This is a genomic window from Geopseudomonas sagittaria (genome assembly GCF_900115715.1).
GTDB lineage: Bacteria > Pseudomonadota > Gammaproteobacteria > Pseudomonadales > Pseudomonadaceae > Geopseudomonas > Geopseudomonas sagittaria.
In genome coordinates this window covers 46,642-62,230 of the sequence record NZ_FOXM01000011.1, presented here as the reverse complement: position 1 = coordinate 62,230, position 15,589 = coordinate 46,642, and the positions used below count along the sequence as shown (strand labels likewise).

14 protein-coding genes, 3 tRNA genes and 1 pseudogene are annotated in these 15,589 nt (G+C 67.2%); 3 read left to right on the top strand and 15 right to left on the bottom strand.

The features are described 5' to 3' along the window. From BM297_RS14115 to BM297_RS14095, 5 genes are read right to left on the bottom strand one after another with little or no spacing between them, the layout of a single operon-like run. Positions 1-831: a DUF2797 domain-containing protein gene (locus BM297_RS14115; RefSeq protein ID WP_092432585.1), complete on the bottom strand. Its 831-nt coding sequence runs from the start codon at positions 829-831 to the stop codon at positions 1-3. After that, positions 831-1,094 carry a YeaC family protein gene (locus tag BM297_RS14110; RefSeq protein ID WP_092432584.1) on the bottom strand — a complete coding sequence of 88 codons (264 nt, stop codon included), beginning with the start codon at positions 1,092-1,094 and terminating at the stop codon, positions 831-833. Before BM297_RS14110 ends, BM297_RS14115 begins: the two co-directional genes overlap by 1 nt. 29 nt (positions 1,095-1,123) lie before the next feature. Further along, positions 1,124-1,993, bottom strand: a complete 870-nt coding sequence (locus BM297_RS14105; protein WP_092432582.1) for a rhomboid family intramembrane serine protease — start codon at positions 1,991-1,993, stop codon at positions 1,124-1,126. Beyond that, positions 1,990-2,961, bottom strand: a complete 972-nt coding sequence (locus BM297_RS14100; RefSeq protein WP_092432761.1) for a metallophosphoesterase — start codon at positions 2,959-2,961, stop codon at positions 1,990-1,992. The genes BM297_RS14105 and BM297_RS14100 overlap by 4 nt, the downstream gene beginning before the upstream one ends. A 2-nt stretch (positions 2,962-2,963) precedes the next feature. Continuing rightward, the gene (locus tag BM297_RS14095; RefSeq protein WP_092432580.1) at positions 2,964-3,851 is read right to left on the bottom strand and encodes an NAD(+) kinase; all 888 of its coding nucleotides are present in this window, start codon (positions 3,849-3,851) and stop codon (positions 2,964-2,966) included. Between the two features lie 104 nt (positions 3,852-3,955). On the opposite strand from BM297_RS14095, the gene BM297_RS14090 reads away from it, so the two are divergent. Beyond that, the gene (locus tag BM297_RS14090) at positions 3,956-4,915 is read left to right on the top strand and encodes a DUF1853 family protein (protein ID WP_092432758.1); all 960 of its coding nucleotides are present in this window, start codon (positions 3,956-3,958) and stop codon (positions 4,913-4,915) included. A 2-nt stretch (positions 4,916-4,917) separates the two neighbouring features. On the opposite strand, the gene BM297_RS14085 is transcribed toward BM297_RS14090, so the two are convergent. The 9 genes and pseudogenes from BM297_RS14085 to BM297_RS14045 form a co-directional block, all read right to left on the bottom strand. Continuing rightward, positions 4,918-5,862 carry a 1-aminocyclopropane-1-carboxylate deaminase/D-cysteine desulfhydrase gene (locus tag BM297_RS14085; RefSeq protein WP_092432578.1) on the bottom strand — a complete coding sequence of 315 codons (945 nt, stop codon included), beginning with the start codon at positions 5,860-5,862 and terminating at the stop codon, positions 4,918-4,920. Continuing rightward, entirely contained in the window at positions 5,862-7,247 is a 1,386-nt protein-coding gene (locus tag BM297_RS14080) for a chromosome partitioning protein ParA (protein ID WP_092432576.1), read from the bottom strand. Before BM297_RS14080 ends, BM297_RS14085 begins: the two co-directional genes overlap by 1 nt. Positions 7,248-7,882: 635 nt before the next feature. After that, a tRNA-Asp gene (locus tag BM297_RS14075) sits at positions 7,883-7,959 on the bottom strand. Between the two features lie 103 nt (positions 7,960-8,062). Next, positions 8,063-8,139: transfer RNA gene (locus BM297_RS14070), tRNA-Asp, on the bottom strand. Between the two features lie 45 nt (positions 8,140-8,184). Continuing rightward, a tRNA-Val gene (locus tag BM297_RS14065) sits at positions 8,185-8,260 on the bottom strand. Positions 8,261-8,356: 96 nt separating this feature from the next. Continuing rightward, positions 8,357-8,520 (bottom strand): annotated as a pseudogene (locus BM297_RS22125) (SDR family oxidoreductase); the annotation flags it as partial. A gap of 73 nt (positions 8,521-8,593) precedes the next feature. Further along, on the bottom strand, positions 8,594-9,805 hold the full coding sequence (locus BM297_RS14055; RefSeq protein ID WP_092432574.1) for an O-succinylhomoserine sulfhydrylase: 1,212 nt from the start codon (positions 9,803-9,805) through the stop codon (positions 8,594-8,596). A gap of 124 nt (positions 9,806-9,929) precedes the next feature. Further along, a complete protein-coding gene (gene purF, locus BM297_RS14050) occupies positions 9,930-11,435 on the bottom strand; it encodes an amidophosphoribosyltransferase (RefSeq protein ID WP_092432571.1) in 1,506 nt (501 codons plus the stop codon). 25 nt (positions 11,436-11,460) lie between these two features. Further along, positions 11,461-11,988: a CvpA family protein gene (locus BM297_RS14045; protein WP_092432756.1), complete on the bottom strand. Its 528-nt coding sequence runs from the start codon at positions 11,986-11,988 to the stop codon at positions 11,461-11,463. 354 nt (positions 11,989-12,342) lie between these two features. Here BM297_RS14045 and BM297_RS14040 point away from each other — a divergent pair, with 354 nt between their 5' ends. Beyond that, positions 12,343-14,226 carry a multicopper oxidase family protein gene (locus BM297_RS14040; RefSeq protein WP_092432568.1) on the top strand — a complete coding sequence of 628 codons (1,884 nt, stop codon included), beginning with the start codon at positions 12,343-12,345 and terminating at the stop codon, positions 14,224-14,226. 56 nt (positions 14,227-14,282) lie between these two features. Then, positions 14,283-14,933, top strand: coding sequence for an SCO family protein (locus BM297_RS14035; RefSeq protein ID WP_092432566.1), 651 nt, complete (start codon positions 14,283-14,285; stop codon positions 14,931-14,933). 31 nt (positions 14,934-14,964) lie between these two features. Here the strand turns inward: BM297_RS14035 and BM297_RS14030 are convergent, their stop codons facing one another. Continuing rightward, positions 14,965-15,579 (bottom strand): SPOR domain-containing protein, encoded by a 615-nt coding sequence (locus tag BM297_RS14030; RefSeq protein WP_092432565.1) that lies wholly within the window; start codon positions 15,577-15,579, stop codon positions 14,965-14,967. Between the last annotated feature and the right edge of the window lie 10 nt (positions 15,580-15,589).

The window sequence follows — 15,589 nt, the reverse complement described above, 5'->3', positions numbered from 1 at the left end:
TTAGAGTTGCTGCACGGCCAGCTGGTAGGCCGTGTACTTGCGAATGTTGATCACGCCGGTATCGAAGATCAGGTACTGGCCCTTGATGCCCTGCAGTGTGCCCTCGACCAGCGGGTTCTTGTCCAGATCGAAGCTGGTGATCTTGGCCGGATAGGCCGCGACCGGATAGCGCATCTCCAGCACCCCGGCATCCGCCAGCGGCTGGATCGCCTGCAGGCCGAAGCGCTGCTGCAGGGCCTCGAGGCCGGCCTGGCAAGTATCGAACAGTTGCTCGCGCACCGCCGGCAGATCGACCGGCGCGGCGTCGCCCTTGAGCAGCGCGCGCCAGTTGGTGCGGTCGGCCACCTGGCTGCGCAGCAGGTCTTCGACCAGGCCGGACTGCAGGCGGGTGGCCACGCGCAGGATCGGCAGCGCCTGGCTGGCGCCCTGGTCGAGCCAGCGGGTCGGCAGCTGGGTGGCGCGGGTGATGCCGACCTTCACGCCGGAGGAGTTGGCCAGGTAGACCACATGGTCGGCCATGCAGAACTGCTCGCCCCAGCTCGGCTCGCGGCAGGTGCCGGCCTCGTAGTGGCACTTCTCCGGGCTGACGATGCAGCTGTCGCACTGCGCCAGCTTCTTGAAGCACGGGTAGCAGTAGCCCTGGCTGAAGCTCTTGTTGGTCTTGCGCCCGCAGTGGGTGCAGTGGATGGCGCCGAGGTACTCCAGGCGCAGGGTCTTGCCGATCAGCGGGTTGACCGCCACCTCGGCGTCACCCAGGCGCAGGCTGTACTGCACCGGGGCGTCCAGGCGCACCGCCATCTTGGTCAGCGCGCCGCGTCCGAGCTCAGTCATCAGTGCAGGGTATCCGAGGACTTGAACAGGATGTTCGGCACTTCGAAGGACTTGGAGGTGCACTCCTGCGGGCCCATGTAGCCGGTGCGCTCCTCCTCGGGCAGGTTCTGCATCTCCCAGGCGATCATCGCCTGCAGGGTCAGCTCCTTCTGCTCCTGGGTGAGCTTGCGGCCGTCCGGCCACTTGCCGATCTCCACGGCGAGCTTGAGGCTCTGGTAGATCTCGGGGGTGATGTTCTCGATCATTTCGGCAAAGGACGCCATCGCGTGTCTCCCAGGAAGAAAGTTTGATTTTAGCGCTGTCGGCGCGCCAGCAGGCCGCCCAGCACGCCGGTCACGCAGCCGACCAGCAGACCGCCGACATGGGCGGCGTTGGCGATCTCGCCGAAGCCCAGCGCACCGATCAGCCCGCTCAGGCAGACCAGCAGCCAGATCAGCATCATGCCGACCACGCCGGGCGGCAGGCGGAAATGTGGATTGGGCGCCAGACGCTGGAACAGCCAGCAGTGGCCGAGCAGACCGTAGAGCACACCGGACAGACCGCCGAAGATCGCCGGCCCGCCGAAGACGTACTGCGCCACGTTGGATACCAGGCTGTACAGCAGGGTCAAGCCGAGCAGCATCAGGCTGCCCTGGCGCCACTCGATGCGTCGCCCCAGCTCCCAGAACCACAGGCTGTTCATCGCCAGGTGCAGCACGCCGAAGTGCACCAGCATCGGACTGAACGGCCGCCACCACTGACCGGCGGCCAGGCTGTCGGCCAGCGGCAGGAAGTAGGCGTAGTCGCCCGCGACGCGGAAATCGGTGAAGGTCAGCCAGCTGACCAGTTGCAGGTTGTCGCCGAACCAGCTGGCCAGCGCCACGGCGAAGGTCGCCAGCAGCACCAGCGCGGTCACCGGCAGGCTGAGTAGCCTGGCCAGCACGGCGGACCCGGCCGAGCCGGCAGGATCTGCCAGCTGCAGTCGTTCGCTGCCGACGATGCCGGCCGGGTATTCGGCATACAGCTCGCGCACGCGCAGGGCCAGCGTCTCGTCCGGCACCCAGAGCACCTGCTCGCCGGACTCCTCGCTGACCCGGTGCGGCACGCCGAGGCGCTGCAGCAGGGCGACGAAGGCGCCCAGATCCTCGGCCAGAGGCAGGCGCAGGGCGGCCACCGGACTCATGTGTCGGCCTCCAGGCGCTTGACCTCGACCCAGAAGAACTTGTTGGGGTCCAGGCGGGTTTCCTGATCCAGGCGGTAGGCCACCAGTTTGCCACGGCGCACCGCGCTGTAGTCTAGACAGGCCAGGTTGGGGCGCAGCGGCGCCGGAGTGCCGTTGCACCAGTAGTGGCCGACGAACAGCATCGGCTCGTCCTCACCGTAACGCAGCAGCGCGGCCTTCTGCGCATTGCTCAGCGGCAGGTTGGCCACCTCGTCGGGCAGCGCATCGGGCTGGAACACGATGTCGCCGTAGGTCTGCGGATCGCTCTCCCAGAACTTGGTGCGGAACACCGAGCGGGTGAAGCCGTCGCTGCTGGTCAGGGTCAGGCCACGCGGCAGCGGCATGTCGATGCCGCGCAGCAGGCGCTGGAAACAGTGGGCAGCGAAACTGCGCGGATCGCCGGCCTGCTGCACGAAGGCGCGGTCGATGCGCCCGTCGGGATGCTGCTCGCGCAGGCGCGCGATCAGCTCGGCATCCCAGCAGGCATGCACCAGGCGAAAGCGTCCGCCATCGAGAAACAGCGGCAACTCGTACATCCAGTCGAGAAAGTCGTGCCAGTCGCGCGGGTAATCCTCGAACTGCGCGAGGGTCTCGCGGATCAGCCGCTCATTGCGCGAACTGTGCTCGCGGGCAAACTCGCGACCACTCCCCGGCAGTCCCGGCGTGGTCCAGCCGAGGGCATACCACTCGTGGTTGCCGAGCAGGCACAGCGCCTGACCATTGACCACCATGTCGTGGACCAGGTGCATCGCCTCGCGAATGTGCGGGCCACGGTCGAGGATGTCGCCGAGAAACAGCACCATGCGCTGCGGATGACGCCAGACGCCGCCCTGACGACGATAGCCGAGGCCGGACAACAGCCGCTCGAGAGCGCGCGCGCAGCCATGCACATCGCCAATCAGGTCGTAGCTGCGCGTCGGGTCCAGCAGCACTAGTCGTGCCCTCCGAGACGACTGCCCCAACCCAGCTTGGTCCGACAGACTTCGTAGTAGTTGTGGTCGAGCGGGTGGATCAGCTTCAGCTTCTGCGCCTTCTTGCGGATGGTCAGGGTATCGCCGGGTGCGCAGGTGAAGTGGTTCTGCCCATCGCAGGACACCAGCGGATAGATCTGCATGTCCGAGGCCACCACCACCTTCAGCTCGCTGTTGCCGTCGACCACGATCGGTCGACTGGACAGGGTATGCGGATACATCGGCACGATGACGATGGCATCCAGTTTGGGATGCATGATCGGCCCACCCGCCGACAGCGAATAGGCGGTGGAACCGGTGGGGGTGGCGACGATCAGGCCGTCGGCCTTCTGGCTGCAGACGAACTGGCCGTCGATGAACAGTTCGAACTCGATCATCCGCGTCGACTTGCCCGGGTGCAGCACCACGTCGTTGAGCGCATCGCTCTGGCCGATGGACTCCTCGCCGCGGCGCACCAGCGCCTCGAGCAGGAAGCGGCTCTCCAGCAGGTAGCGGCCTTCCAGCACCTCGCTGACCTTGGTCTCCAGCTCGTCGGGGCGGATGTCGGTGAGAAAGCCGAGACTGCCGCGGTTGATGCCCAGCACCGGGGTGCCGTGGCGGGCCATGGCGCGGGCGGCGCCGAGCAGGCTGCCGTCGCCGCCGACCACGATGACCAGATCGCAGATCTCGCCGAGCAGCTTGCGCGTGCAGGTCTGCATGCCGTGGCCGGGCAGCACTTCGGCGATGCTCTCGTCGAGAATCACATGCAGGTGCCGCTCCACCAGGAAGCGCTTCAGGCGACGAATGGTGTCCAGCACCTGCGAGCTGCCCAGGCGCCCGATGATGCCGATATTGCGGAAATGCTCCATGGAAACCCTGCCGGCTGCAGACTGCGGAAGGTCGATTATGGGGGAAGCGCCGGCCGCCGGGCAAACCACGACAATCGCGGTGGCCAGCGGCTATGCTGGCCGGCATGACGCTCTTCCCGAACCTCGCCCTGCTGCCCCGCCAGCTGCGCCACCCCGCCGTGCGCGATCTGGCCTGGACCCTGTGCAGCTCGCCGCTGCTGGGCAGCCTGGACGGCGTGCAGCCGCGCCATCCGCTGTGCGCCAGCGCTTGGGCGACACGCCCCGAACAGCTGGTCGACTGGCTGCAGGCCCTCGACCGCGAGCCCCAGCCGCTGCTTGCGCAGCTGCCGGCGGTTTCCGGCAATCGCCTGGGACGCTACTACGAGGAGCTGTGGCAGTTCGCCCTGCGCCAGGCGCCGGACATCCGCCTGCTGGCGGCCAACCTGGCGGTACGCGACCACGGTCGCACCCTGGGCGAGATGGACCTGCTGTTGGAGGACCGCGAAGGCCTGCAGCACATCGAGCTGGCGGTGAAGTTCTACCTCGGCCCGTCCAGCGCGGACGGCCGCGCCGCCCGCGACTGGCTCGGCCCGGGCCGACTCGATCGTCTCGACCTCAAGCTGGAACACCTGCTGCAGCACCAGCTGCCGCTCTCCGCGCGGCCCGAGGCGCGCGCCCTGGTCGAGCCGCTCAGCTCCCGGCCGCTGCGGGCCAGCCTGTGGCTCGCCGGTTACCTGTTCTATCCCTGGCCATCCCCCTGCAGCGCACCGGCCGGCGCCAGCCCGCAGCACCTGCGCGGCCACTGGGTGCAGCGCCGCGACTGGCCCGCCTGGCGGGAGGCCGGCGGCCGTCACTGGCAGCCACTGCCACGCCTGCGCTGGCTGGCCCCCGCCGCCTGCCCTGCCGGGGAGCTGTGGCCCGCACAGCAGCTGGAGGAGTGGCTGGGCGCCCTGCCGGAGGACGCCGCGCCGCGCCTGCTGGTCGGCCTGGAGGAAGAGGCCGACGGTTTCTGGCAGGAGCGGGAGCGGATCTTTCTGGTCAACGACCACTGGCCACTGCCGGCCAGGGGCGGCGCCACGCGCTGAACTCAGGAGTGCCCGGCCAGCTCGAGCAGGCGCGCGTCCAGCGCCCGCCGTCCCTGCAGGCCACCACTGTGCACGGCGACGATGCGGCTGCCGCCGGCGATCTCGCCGCGCTGCAGCGTCTCCTGCAGCGCCAGCAGCAGCTTGCCGGTATACAGCGGCTCGAGCGGCACGCCGGTTTCAGCCTCGAAGTCGAGGACGAAGCGCGCCAGTTCGGCATCCAGGCGGGCGAAGCCGCCACGACTGGCATCCAGCAGGCGGTAGCTGCGCCTCGCCGCGACGCCGGCCTCGTCGAGCAGGCGCTCCACCGCTACCGCCACGCCATGATCGGTCGGCACCGCCAGGGCGCCAACCACCGGCCGGCGACCGCCTTCACCCAGCACCAGCCCGGCCAGGGTGGTGCCGCTGCCGGCGGCGACCCAGAGCTGCTGGTAGTCGTGCCAGCCTAGCGCGGCCAGGCCCTCCCCGATCATCCCCACCAGGCCGGCGCAGGACTGCGCCGCCGCCAGGCTCATGCCGCCTTCGGCCACCGGCAGGTAGTCCGGATAATTCGCCAGCCAGGGGGCCCAGAAGTCGGCCTGGTGCCGGGCACGATAGCCGGCATAACCCAGCCAGTGCAGCTGCATGCCGAAGGCCCGCAGGTCGCGAACGGTGGGGGTGTCCTGCTCGTGGCCGCGCAGCAGACCGACGGTGGCCACACCGAAGCGGGCACCGGCAGCCGCCAGGGCATGCAGATGATTGGAGTGGGCACCGCCCAGGCTGATCACCCCGGACGCCGCGCGACGCCGGACCTCGCCCAGATGCGGCGCAAGCTTGTACCACTTGTTGCCACTGACCAGCGGATCGATCCGATCCAGGCGCAGCAGCGCCAGCTCCACACCGGCACGCTGCAACCAGCCACAGCGCACCGCCTGCAGCGGTGCCGCAGGAGGCCAGTTCGCAGGCAGCATCACTGACCGAGCGTGCGCTGCCGGGCACTGCTGCGATGGCGGGCACAGCAATCAGACTCGCCACCGACAAAGCGGCTGGGCGAGTCGACCCGGTCGATCGGCATGTTGCAGCGATTGCCGCTGGGCAGTTGGGCAACGCAGCTCGGCTGCTGGTAGTGGGCCAGCCACTGACCGTACTGCGCCTCGCTGACGAAGCACTTGGCGGCGGCGTAGGCCTGCGGATTGCGCTGGTAGGCGCCCATGTCCTGCAGCGGAATGGTCAGGTGCCCGGCGCCCGGATGGTAGGCGACGAACACCACCCCCTGCCCGGCCAGACGCTCGAGAATCTGCTCACCGCCTTCGCGCGCCAGGCGGTCGCGCTCTGCGGCCACCTGACTGAGCTCGGCGCGCAATTGCGCTTCCTGCCGGGCCTGACTGGCCAGCTGGGTTTCCTGACTAGCCAGGCGCTCCTGACTTTCGAGCAGCGCCGCGCTGATCCGCGCCTGCGCCTCCTGCTCGAACTGCGCGCGCAGGCCATCGAGTTCGCTGCGCCCGTTATGCGCCAACGCCTGCAATTGGCGATCCATGTTTTCATGGGCCTGCCGAAAACTCTCGGCCTGGGCCGTCAGCCGCGCCTTGAGTGCATCGTTACGCTGGGTCTGCTCGGCCAATGCCCGCTCCACCGTCGCCAGCTGTGCCTGCAGGGCCTGCTCGCGCTGCTCGGCCTGCAGACGCAGACGGGCCAGCTCTTCCTCATGTTGCTGGCTCAGGCTGCTGATGCGCAGGCGCTGCTGCTTGATCATCTGGGCAGCCTTGAGGCGCTGCTCCTGCTCGTTCTTGTCGGCCTTGCGCGCAGCCTCTTCCGAGCGGATCAACTCGAGGTCGTCGGGCTGCATGTACCACTTGTGTTCGGAGGCCATATGCAACTTGGCCGGCTCGACCGCCTGCGCCGTCTCGTCCTCGACCAGCACGCCGAGGTTGTTGCGCTTGGCGGCGTCGCGGATCAGCAACAGGTCGTTCTGTGCCGGCGACAGGCTCGGATCCCACAGGTGCATCTGGTGCCAGGACACCGGGCACTGGCTGCGGCAGGCCAGGCGGATGGGCCCGGAGCCAAGGTCGGGGCCGCTGCCGGAGCGCTCGGCCAGATGGCGCAGGGGGATGTTCCAGCCGCGGTCGGCTTCACCCTTGTCGCCGAAGTCGATGTAGAAGAACACCGCCGCCTTGACCAGCAGGCGCGGGTTGATCAGCACGAAAGCGGCGCGCAGCTGTTGAGCGGCAAACTCGGGCAGGTTGACCACCCCGTCGAGCAGGGCCTCGAACTCGGGGTAGAGCATTTCCTTGCAGATGCCGCGTTCATTGAAGAACATCACGGACTCCACCATCTGTGGCTTTTTCTGCAGGCTCATCGACTTCCCTCGCACAGGCACTCTGGTCCCGCATTGGACGGGAGCGAACAATTCTTCCGTGGCCCGGCGCGTCAATCATGCATGACGCCGACCTTTATTGCCGAAAGTCTAGGAGAAAAGCACCGCCGGGCAATGTGAAGGGGTTGGCAGGCTACCGTCCGACTCGGCAGCCAGACCGCCCGTCGCTCGCGAACTGTGACACGGTAGCCCCATGGGTGAACTCCAGAGCAGGCGGGCCACATTGCGGCAGGATTTCCTGGGCGATGGCGAACGCCGCCGCAAGCTGGCGCAGCTGGGCAATGGCTGATGCGATTGGCCACTATCGTGACGCACGGCTCCGCCAGCACTCGACGACGGCGTGCGAGCGGGCGGCTATCTAGTGGCAGGAGGGTACAGCGGCACAGGGGGTTACAGCTCGGTGGCATCGTCCGCGGGCTCCGGCAGGTCGCGTTCGGCGGCCTGCAGCTCCAGCAGTTCTTCCTGATAATCATCCATAACGGTCTCTCTTCTTGTCTGATCGTGTGCTCGATGGTGCGACTACGAGTATCAGCCTAGAGATCGCGGATGACGAAAAAATGAATGTTGCAGAAAGTAAAAAAGCCCTCTGGCATGACTGCCAGAGGGCTTTTCGTATATGGCGCAGCGGACGGGACTCGAACCCGCGACCCCCGGCGTGACAGGCCGGTATTCTAACCGACTGAACTACCGCTGCGCGTCGGTTGGACTTGCGTCCGGTGAAACCTTACAACCCTTCTGATCGCAGACTGCTGGAGTCTTCGATCTCGCATCCGCCCGAGAAGCGTATGCGGAAAATATGGCGCAGCGGACGGGACTCGAACCCGCGACCCCCGGCGTGACAGGCCGGTATTCTAACCGACTGAACTACCGCTGCGCGTCGGCCGGACTTGCGTCCGATATATCTATGCTTTGCAAGGTTTGGTGGGTGATGACGGGATCGAACCGCCGACCCTCTGCTTGTAAGGCAGATGCTCTCCCAGCTGAGCTAATCACCCTTTTCCCCTTGCAACGGGGGCGAACTTTACGCACGCATCGACGCTAAGTCAACAGCCCGTAAGGATTTTTTTCATTTTCCGGTTTTCCCGGGCGCCTCAGTCCCGGTAGATCATGCGCCGGGTCAGGCCGCCATCGACACGAATGACTGGCCAGCGACCAATCCGGCCTGCGCCGACAGCAGCCAGGCCACCGGCGCCGCCACATCCGCCACCCTGCCGACCCGCCCCGCCGGCTGCCGTGCGTGATCGGCAGCACTCAGCGACACGGCGCAGCAGGATCGCGGGGCACGCTGACCAACGCCAGCGAACGCAGCCCTGCGACCCGCAGCTCCATCACAGCGCCGCCAGGCCCAGGGCCAGGTCGGCCTTGAGGTCGTCGAACTCCTCAAGACCGACGGCGAGGCGGATCAGGCTGTCGCTGATGCCGGCCTGGGCACGCGCTTCCGGCGACAGGCGTCCGTGGGTGGTGGTCGCCGGATGGGTAATGGTGGTCTTGGTGTCACCGAGATTGGCGGTGATCGAGATCATCCGCGTGGCGTCGATCACTCGCCAGGCCGCCTCCTTGCCGCCCTTGACCTCGAAGCCGAGCACCGCGCCGAAGCCCTTCTGCTGACGCTTGGCCAGCGCGTGCTGCGGATGGCTGGGCAGACCCGCGTAGTAGACGCGCTCGACTCCCGGCTGCTGCTCCAGCCACTCGGCCAGTCCCTGAGCGTTGGCGCAGTGGGCGCGCATGCGCAGGCGCAGGGTTTCCAGCCCCTTGAGGAACACCCAGGCATTGAACGGACTGAGGGTCGGACCGGCGGTGCGCAGGAAGCCGACCACTTCGCTCATCTGCGCGCTGCGCCCGGCCACCACGCCACCCAGGCAACGCCCCTGGCCGTCGATGTACTTGGTCGCCGAGTGGATGACGATGTCGGCGCCCAAGGCCAGCGGCTGCTGCAGTGCCGGGGTGCAGAAGCAGTTGTCCACCGCCAGCAACGCGCCGTTGGCGTGGGCCACGGCGGCCAGCTCGGCGATGTCCACCAGCTCGGCCAGCGGATTGGAGGGCGACTCGATGAAGAACAGCTTGGTGTTGGCCTTGCAGGCGGCCTGCCAGCCAGCCGGATCGGCCAGCGGCACGTAGTCGACCTCAACGCCGAAGCGCTTGAAGTACTTCTCGAACAGGGTCACGGTGGCGCCGAAGACGCTGCGCGAAACCAGGATGTGGTCGCCGGCACTGCACAGGCTCATCACCGTGGCCATGATGGCGGCCATCCCGGAAGCGGTGGCCACCGCCTGCTCGGCGCCTTCCAGCGCGGCGATGCGCTCTTCGAAGGTGCGTACGGTGGGGTTGGTGTAGCGGGAATAGACGTTGCCCGGCACCTCGCCGGCAAAGCGGGCAGCCGCATCGGCCGCACTGCGGAACACGTAGCTGGAGGTCAGGAACAACCCCTCGCCGTGCTCGCCCTCGGGGCTGCGGTGCTGCCCGGCACGCACCGCCAGGGTGTCGAAACCCACACCTTCCAGATCACTGTCGAGCCTTCCGGCCTGCCATTCTTGCGCCATTTTCAGCCTCTCCTCAGCGCAGCAGCGCAGCAGGGATCGGCCTCGGGCTCAGACTGTCTGCAGCTACCGCCGGTTTTGCACGAAGGCAGCGCCCGGCTCGCTGCCGGGTGCTGCCGCGCGTCACTCAGTTGTTGTGCAGATCGATGATGTCGTTGGACACGCCCTGCCCGGCCTTGGCCAGATCGTTGCGCGCCTGCTCGATGCGATCCAGGTAGGCTTCGTTGACGTCGCCGGTGACGTACTGGCCATCGAACACCGCGCTGTCGAACTGGCCGATCTTGATCTTGCCGCCGCCGACCGCTTCCTTGAGATCCTCGAGATCCTGGTAGACCAGCCAGTCGGTGCCGATCAGCTCGGCCACCTCTTCGGTGCTGCGACCATGGGCGATCAGCTCGTGGGCGCTCGGCATGTCGATGCCGTAGACGTTGGGGTAGCGCACCGCCGGCGCCGCGGAGCAGAAGTAGACCTTCTTCGCCCCCGCCTCGCGGGCCATCTGGATGATCTGCTTGCAGGTGGTGCCGCGCACGATGGAGTCGTCCACCAGCATCACGTTCTTGCCGCGGAATTCCAGGTCGATGGCATTGAGCTTCTGGCGTACCGACTTCTTGCGCGCCGCCTGGCCGGGCATGATGAAGGTGCGACCGATGTAGCGGTTCTTGACGAAGCCCTCGCGGAATTTCACGCCCAGCTTGTTGGCCAGTTCCAGCGCCGAGGTGCGGCTGGTGTCGGGAATCGGGATGACCACGTCGATGTCGTGGTCGGGGCGCTCGCGCAGGATCTTCTCGGCCAGCTTCTCGCCCATGCGCAGACGCGCCTTGTACACCGAGACGCCGTCCATGATCGAGTCCGGACGCGCCAGGTAGACGTGTTCGAAGATGCACGGCGACAGCTGCGGGTTGTCCGCGCACTGGCGGGTCTGCAACTGGCCTTCGGGGGTGATGTACACCGCCTCGCCCGGCGCCAGGTCACGGATCAGGGTGAAACCGAGCACGTCCAGCGCCACGCTTTCCGAAGCGATCATGTACTCGACGCCTTCGTCGGTGTGACGCTGGCCGAACACGATCGGGCGGATGCCGTGGGGATCGCGGAAGCCGACGATGCCGTAGCCGGTGACCATCGCCACCACGGCGTAGCCGCCACGGCAGCGCTGATGCACGCCGGAGACGGCGGCGAAGATGTCGTCGGCGGTCGGCTGCAGCTTGCCACGCACGGCCAGCTCGTGGGCGAACACGTTGAGCAGCACTTCCGAGTCGGAGTTGGTGTTGACGTGGCGCAGGTCGGATTCGTAGATCTCGCGCGACAGCTGCTCGACGTTGGTCAGGTTGCCGTTGTGCGCCAGGGTGATGCCGTAGGGCGAGTTGACGTAGAACGGCTGCGCCTCGGCCGAGCTGGAGCTGCCGGCGGTCGGATAGCGCACGTGACCGATGCCGATATTGCCGATCAGGCGTTGCATGTGCCGGGTGTGGAACACGTCGCGGACCAGGCCGTTGTCCTTGCGCAGGAACAGGCGACTGCCGTGGCTGGTCACGATGCCGGCAGCGTCCTGGCCGCGGTGCTGAAGAACCGTAAGGGCGTCGTAGAGCGCCTGGTTGACGTTCGACTTACCCACAATACCAACGATGCCACACATGTGACGCAACCCCTAGAAAGTCAGGCTAAAGCGGAAAGGCCACACGACCCGGAAGGCCGCCGGCATTGGTCGACTGCTGGAAGAACCCGAGAACGACGTTCTTCGACCAGTCGGCAATCATCAGAAAATCGGGCAGCAGCACCGACTGTTGCCACCAGGGATCCTGCTGCACCGGTGCCAGGCTGAGCAGCCCCACGCCGATCACCACCAGCAGCGCACCGCGTGCCAGACCGAAGACCATGCCGAGCAGGCGATCGGTGCCGGTCAGCCCGGTGGCCTGCACCAGCGCGCCCAGCAGGTGGGTCAGCAGCGCGCCGACCATCAGGGTCAGCACGAACAGGATCGCGCAGGCCGCGATCACCCGCGCCGAAGGCAGCTCGATGTAGGGCGCCAGATAACCGGCCAGCGCCCCGCCATACAGCCAGGCCACCGCACCGGCCACGATCCAGACCAGCAGCGACAGGGCCTCCCTGACGAATCCGCGCGTCAGACTGATCAGCCCGGAAACGGCGATCAGCGCAATGATGGACCAGTCGACCCAGGTGAATGCCACAATGCTGCTCACTGGCGAAATGCGGAAAAGAGAGCGCGGATTCTAACAGAGCGCAGGCCTGCGAGTCAGCCGCGATTGCGCGCGGCGGTGCGTGAACGGCAGCCCGCAGCACGAGCGGAGCGGGCCTGCAGCGCGACGCCACCGCCGGCCTCGACCATCCGTCGCCCGATCAGACCAAGGTCCGATGATATTCAGACGAAGGTCCCAAGGCCGACCTACTAGAGTACTTTTCAGGCACGCAGATGCCGGCACAGCGAGAGCGCCAACGATCAGGGAGGATCCAGGCCCGCAGGCAAGCATTGGGAAAGGGGGAAACGACGAATCTTTCCAGCGGGGGAAAACCAGGAGTTTTCCATGAAGCCAAACGACAGAACGCACCGGGCAAGACGTTCGACCACTGCACCCGACGATTCGCGACGCTCATTTCTCAAGCTTTCGGCAACCGCCCTGGCAGCACCGCTCCTGCTGCCCAAGCCGGCCAGCTCCGCCGATGACGACGCCACCAGCTCCCAGCTGCCCCCCAGCCCCGCCACCACGCCGTGGGTGGAGCGCCTGCCCGACGCCATCAGTCCGCTGCCCGGCGTCCCCGCCGCCGCGATGAATCCAAGCCCGACCCGGGAGGCCAATACCGCGGCCGGCGAAGCGGGTCGTCCAGCCCACCAGCACTGGGGCGAGCTTTACCAGAATGCCGAGTACTACGCCCTGCGCGCCGTGGAGCGGCGCAACTGGGTGTTCAACCCCGCGCTGCCGCCCCAGCCGGTGTGGGTCTACGAAGGGGCTACGCCTGACCCCGCCACCTTCGCCCCCACGGTGTTCGCCCGCTACGGACATCCCGTGCTCTGCCGCATCTTCAACGAACTGCCCGCGGAGCACGTCGGCTTCGGCACCCCGGAGATCTCCACCCACCTGCACAACCTGCACTGCGGCTCGGAAAGCGACGGCTTCCCCGGGGACTACTACAGCGCCGACAAGGCCGGGCCGACCCTGACCCAGCCCGGCGCCTTCAAGGACCACTTCTACCCCAACATCTGCGCCGGCTACGAGCAGATGCAGAACGGCTACGGCGACGAGCGCGAGGCGCTGGGGTTCCTGTTCTACCACGACCACACGCTGGACTTCACCGCACCCAATCTCTACCGCGGCCTGATCGGTTTCTACCTGCTGTATGACCATATCGACTCGGGCAACGAGCAAGACCCCAGCAGCAGCGCCCTGCGTCTGCCGAGCCATCCCTACGACTACCCGCTGGTATTTGCCGACCGGCGTTTCTCGGCCGATGGCCTGCTCTATTACGACCAGATCAACCCCGAGGGGGTGCTGGGCGACAAGGTGGCGGTCAACGGCAAGATCGAACCGGTCCTGCATGTCGCCGCACGCAAGTACCGCCTGCGCCTGCTCAACGGCGGACCCAGCCGCTTCTATGCCTTCTTCCTGGTCTCGGCGAGCAACGTGGTGCAGCGGTTCACCTACATCGCCAACGACGGCAACCTGCTGCCCGCCCCGCTGCTGAACCAGACCAGCGTGACTCTCGGCGTGGCCGAGCGCGCCGACATCGTCGTCGACTTCTCCCGCTACCCGATCGGCACCGAACTGTACCTGGTCAACCGCATGATCCAGGAGGACACCCGCGGCCCCAAGGACATCAAGGCCCCCGGTAGCCGGGTGCTCAAGTTCAAGGTCGACCGCTACCCACCGGCGCACGACCTCAGCCGAGTGCCCGCCACCTTGCGGCCGCTGCCGCCACTTGATCCGGCCGAAATCGCCGCCGCCCCGGTACGTCGCTGGGTATTCGAGCGCCGCAACGGCATGTGGGCAATCAACGGAGCATTCGTCGACGTGAACAAGCCGGCCGCCGTGGTCGTCAAGGGCAGCGCGGAAATCTGGGAACTGGTGAGCCCCCAGGACGGCTGGTCCCACCCCATCCACATCCACTTCGAGGAAGGCCGCATCCTCAGCAAGATCGTGAACGGCGTGGAGGTGCCGATTCCACTCCACGAGCGCGGGCGCAAGGACGTCTACACCCTGGGCGCGTTCACCACCCTGCGCGTGCTGCTGCACTTTCGCGACTACGTCGGCAAGTACGTCATGCACTGTCACAACCTGATCCACGAGGACCACGCGATGATGGTGCGCTGGGACATCGTCGATCCCGTGGCGCCAGAGCCAACCGACCCGGATGCCGACGCCCCGCCGACCGACGAGCCAACCCCGCCCAAGCGTGGCAAAGGCCGCGGCTAGGGCGGCAGAGAAACCTGAGCCAGGCGCTCCCCTAGCGGCTGACTGGAGAACCCGAGATGAACACGCGAAGAGATCTGTTACTCGGCCTGGGTGGCGCCGCAACGCTGGGCTGGCTGGCGTGGAGCCAGCTCGCCCCGCAGCCCGGCCCCGGGCGAACCGCCAGGGCGGCCGGCGCGCCCTGGCCCAACACCCGCCTGCTGACCCACGACGGCCGGGAGGTGCGCTTCTACGACGACCTGATCCGCGGCAAGGTGGTCGCCATCAACATGATGTACGTCATGTGCGGCAGGATCTGTCCGGCCATGACCGCCAACCTGCGGCAGGTGCAGAAAATGCTCGGCGCGCGCGCGGGACGCGACGTGTTCCTCTACTCGATCACCCTGCAACCCGAGCTGGATACGCCGCAGATCCTCAAGGAGTACGCCGAGCGCAACCACGTCGGGCCAGGCTGGCTGTTCCTCACCGGCGAGCCGGCAGACATCGAGGAGCTGCGCTACAGCCTCGGCTTCTATGACCGCGACCCGCTGGTGGACGGCAACAAGGCGACCCATACCGGCATGGTGCGCATCGGCAACGACGCCTACCAGCGCTGGACCATGGCCCCCGCCCTGAGCGCCCCCACGCACATCCTGGCGGCGGTCAACCATGTCGACCGCCGCATGGTCCACAGCGCGACCGGGGCCACCCCCGGCCATCCATACAGCTGAACCCCAGGCCTGTGCAGGGACGCGCGGGCCGTCAGCGGCGCTCGGGCTGGAAGCGCACCACTATCGGGCTGAGTTTGTGCTGGCGAGCGATCTGCTCGCGCACCCGCTCGGCATCGGCGCGCTCGAGCAGCGGACCGACGAACACCCGGTTCATCCCCTCCACCGAGCGGATGTAGGCGTCGAAGCCCTGGCTGCGCAGCTTTTGCTGCAGCTCCTCGGCGCGGGCGCGATTGGACAGGCTGGCCAGCTGCACCGTCCAGCTGACCGGCACGCCATCGGCATCCAGGCGACTGGGCGGCTGGGCATCGGCAGGCGCCAGCGCCGCTGCGGGCTCCTGAACGGGAGACGGGACGAGCGGTTCGGCAGGCGCGATCGGCTGGCTTGGCGGCACCGGCTCGACCACAACCGGCGACACCACGACGCCGGTTGCGGCCGGCAGCGCTTCGGCCTGCGGCTCGGGCACGGCGACCGGCTCCGGGGTAGACACCGCGACCTGGGGCATCGGCGGCATCGGCGGCGCCTCGACACGCACCCGGCGCTGCTCGTCCTCGCGATTGAACAGCATCGGCAGGAACACCACCACCAACGCCACCAGCACGGCCGCCCCGACCATCCGCTGCTTGAGTCTTCGATCCAGCAAAGCCATCGACCGCTCC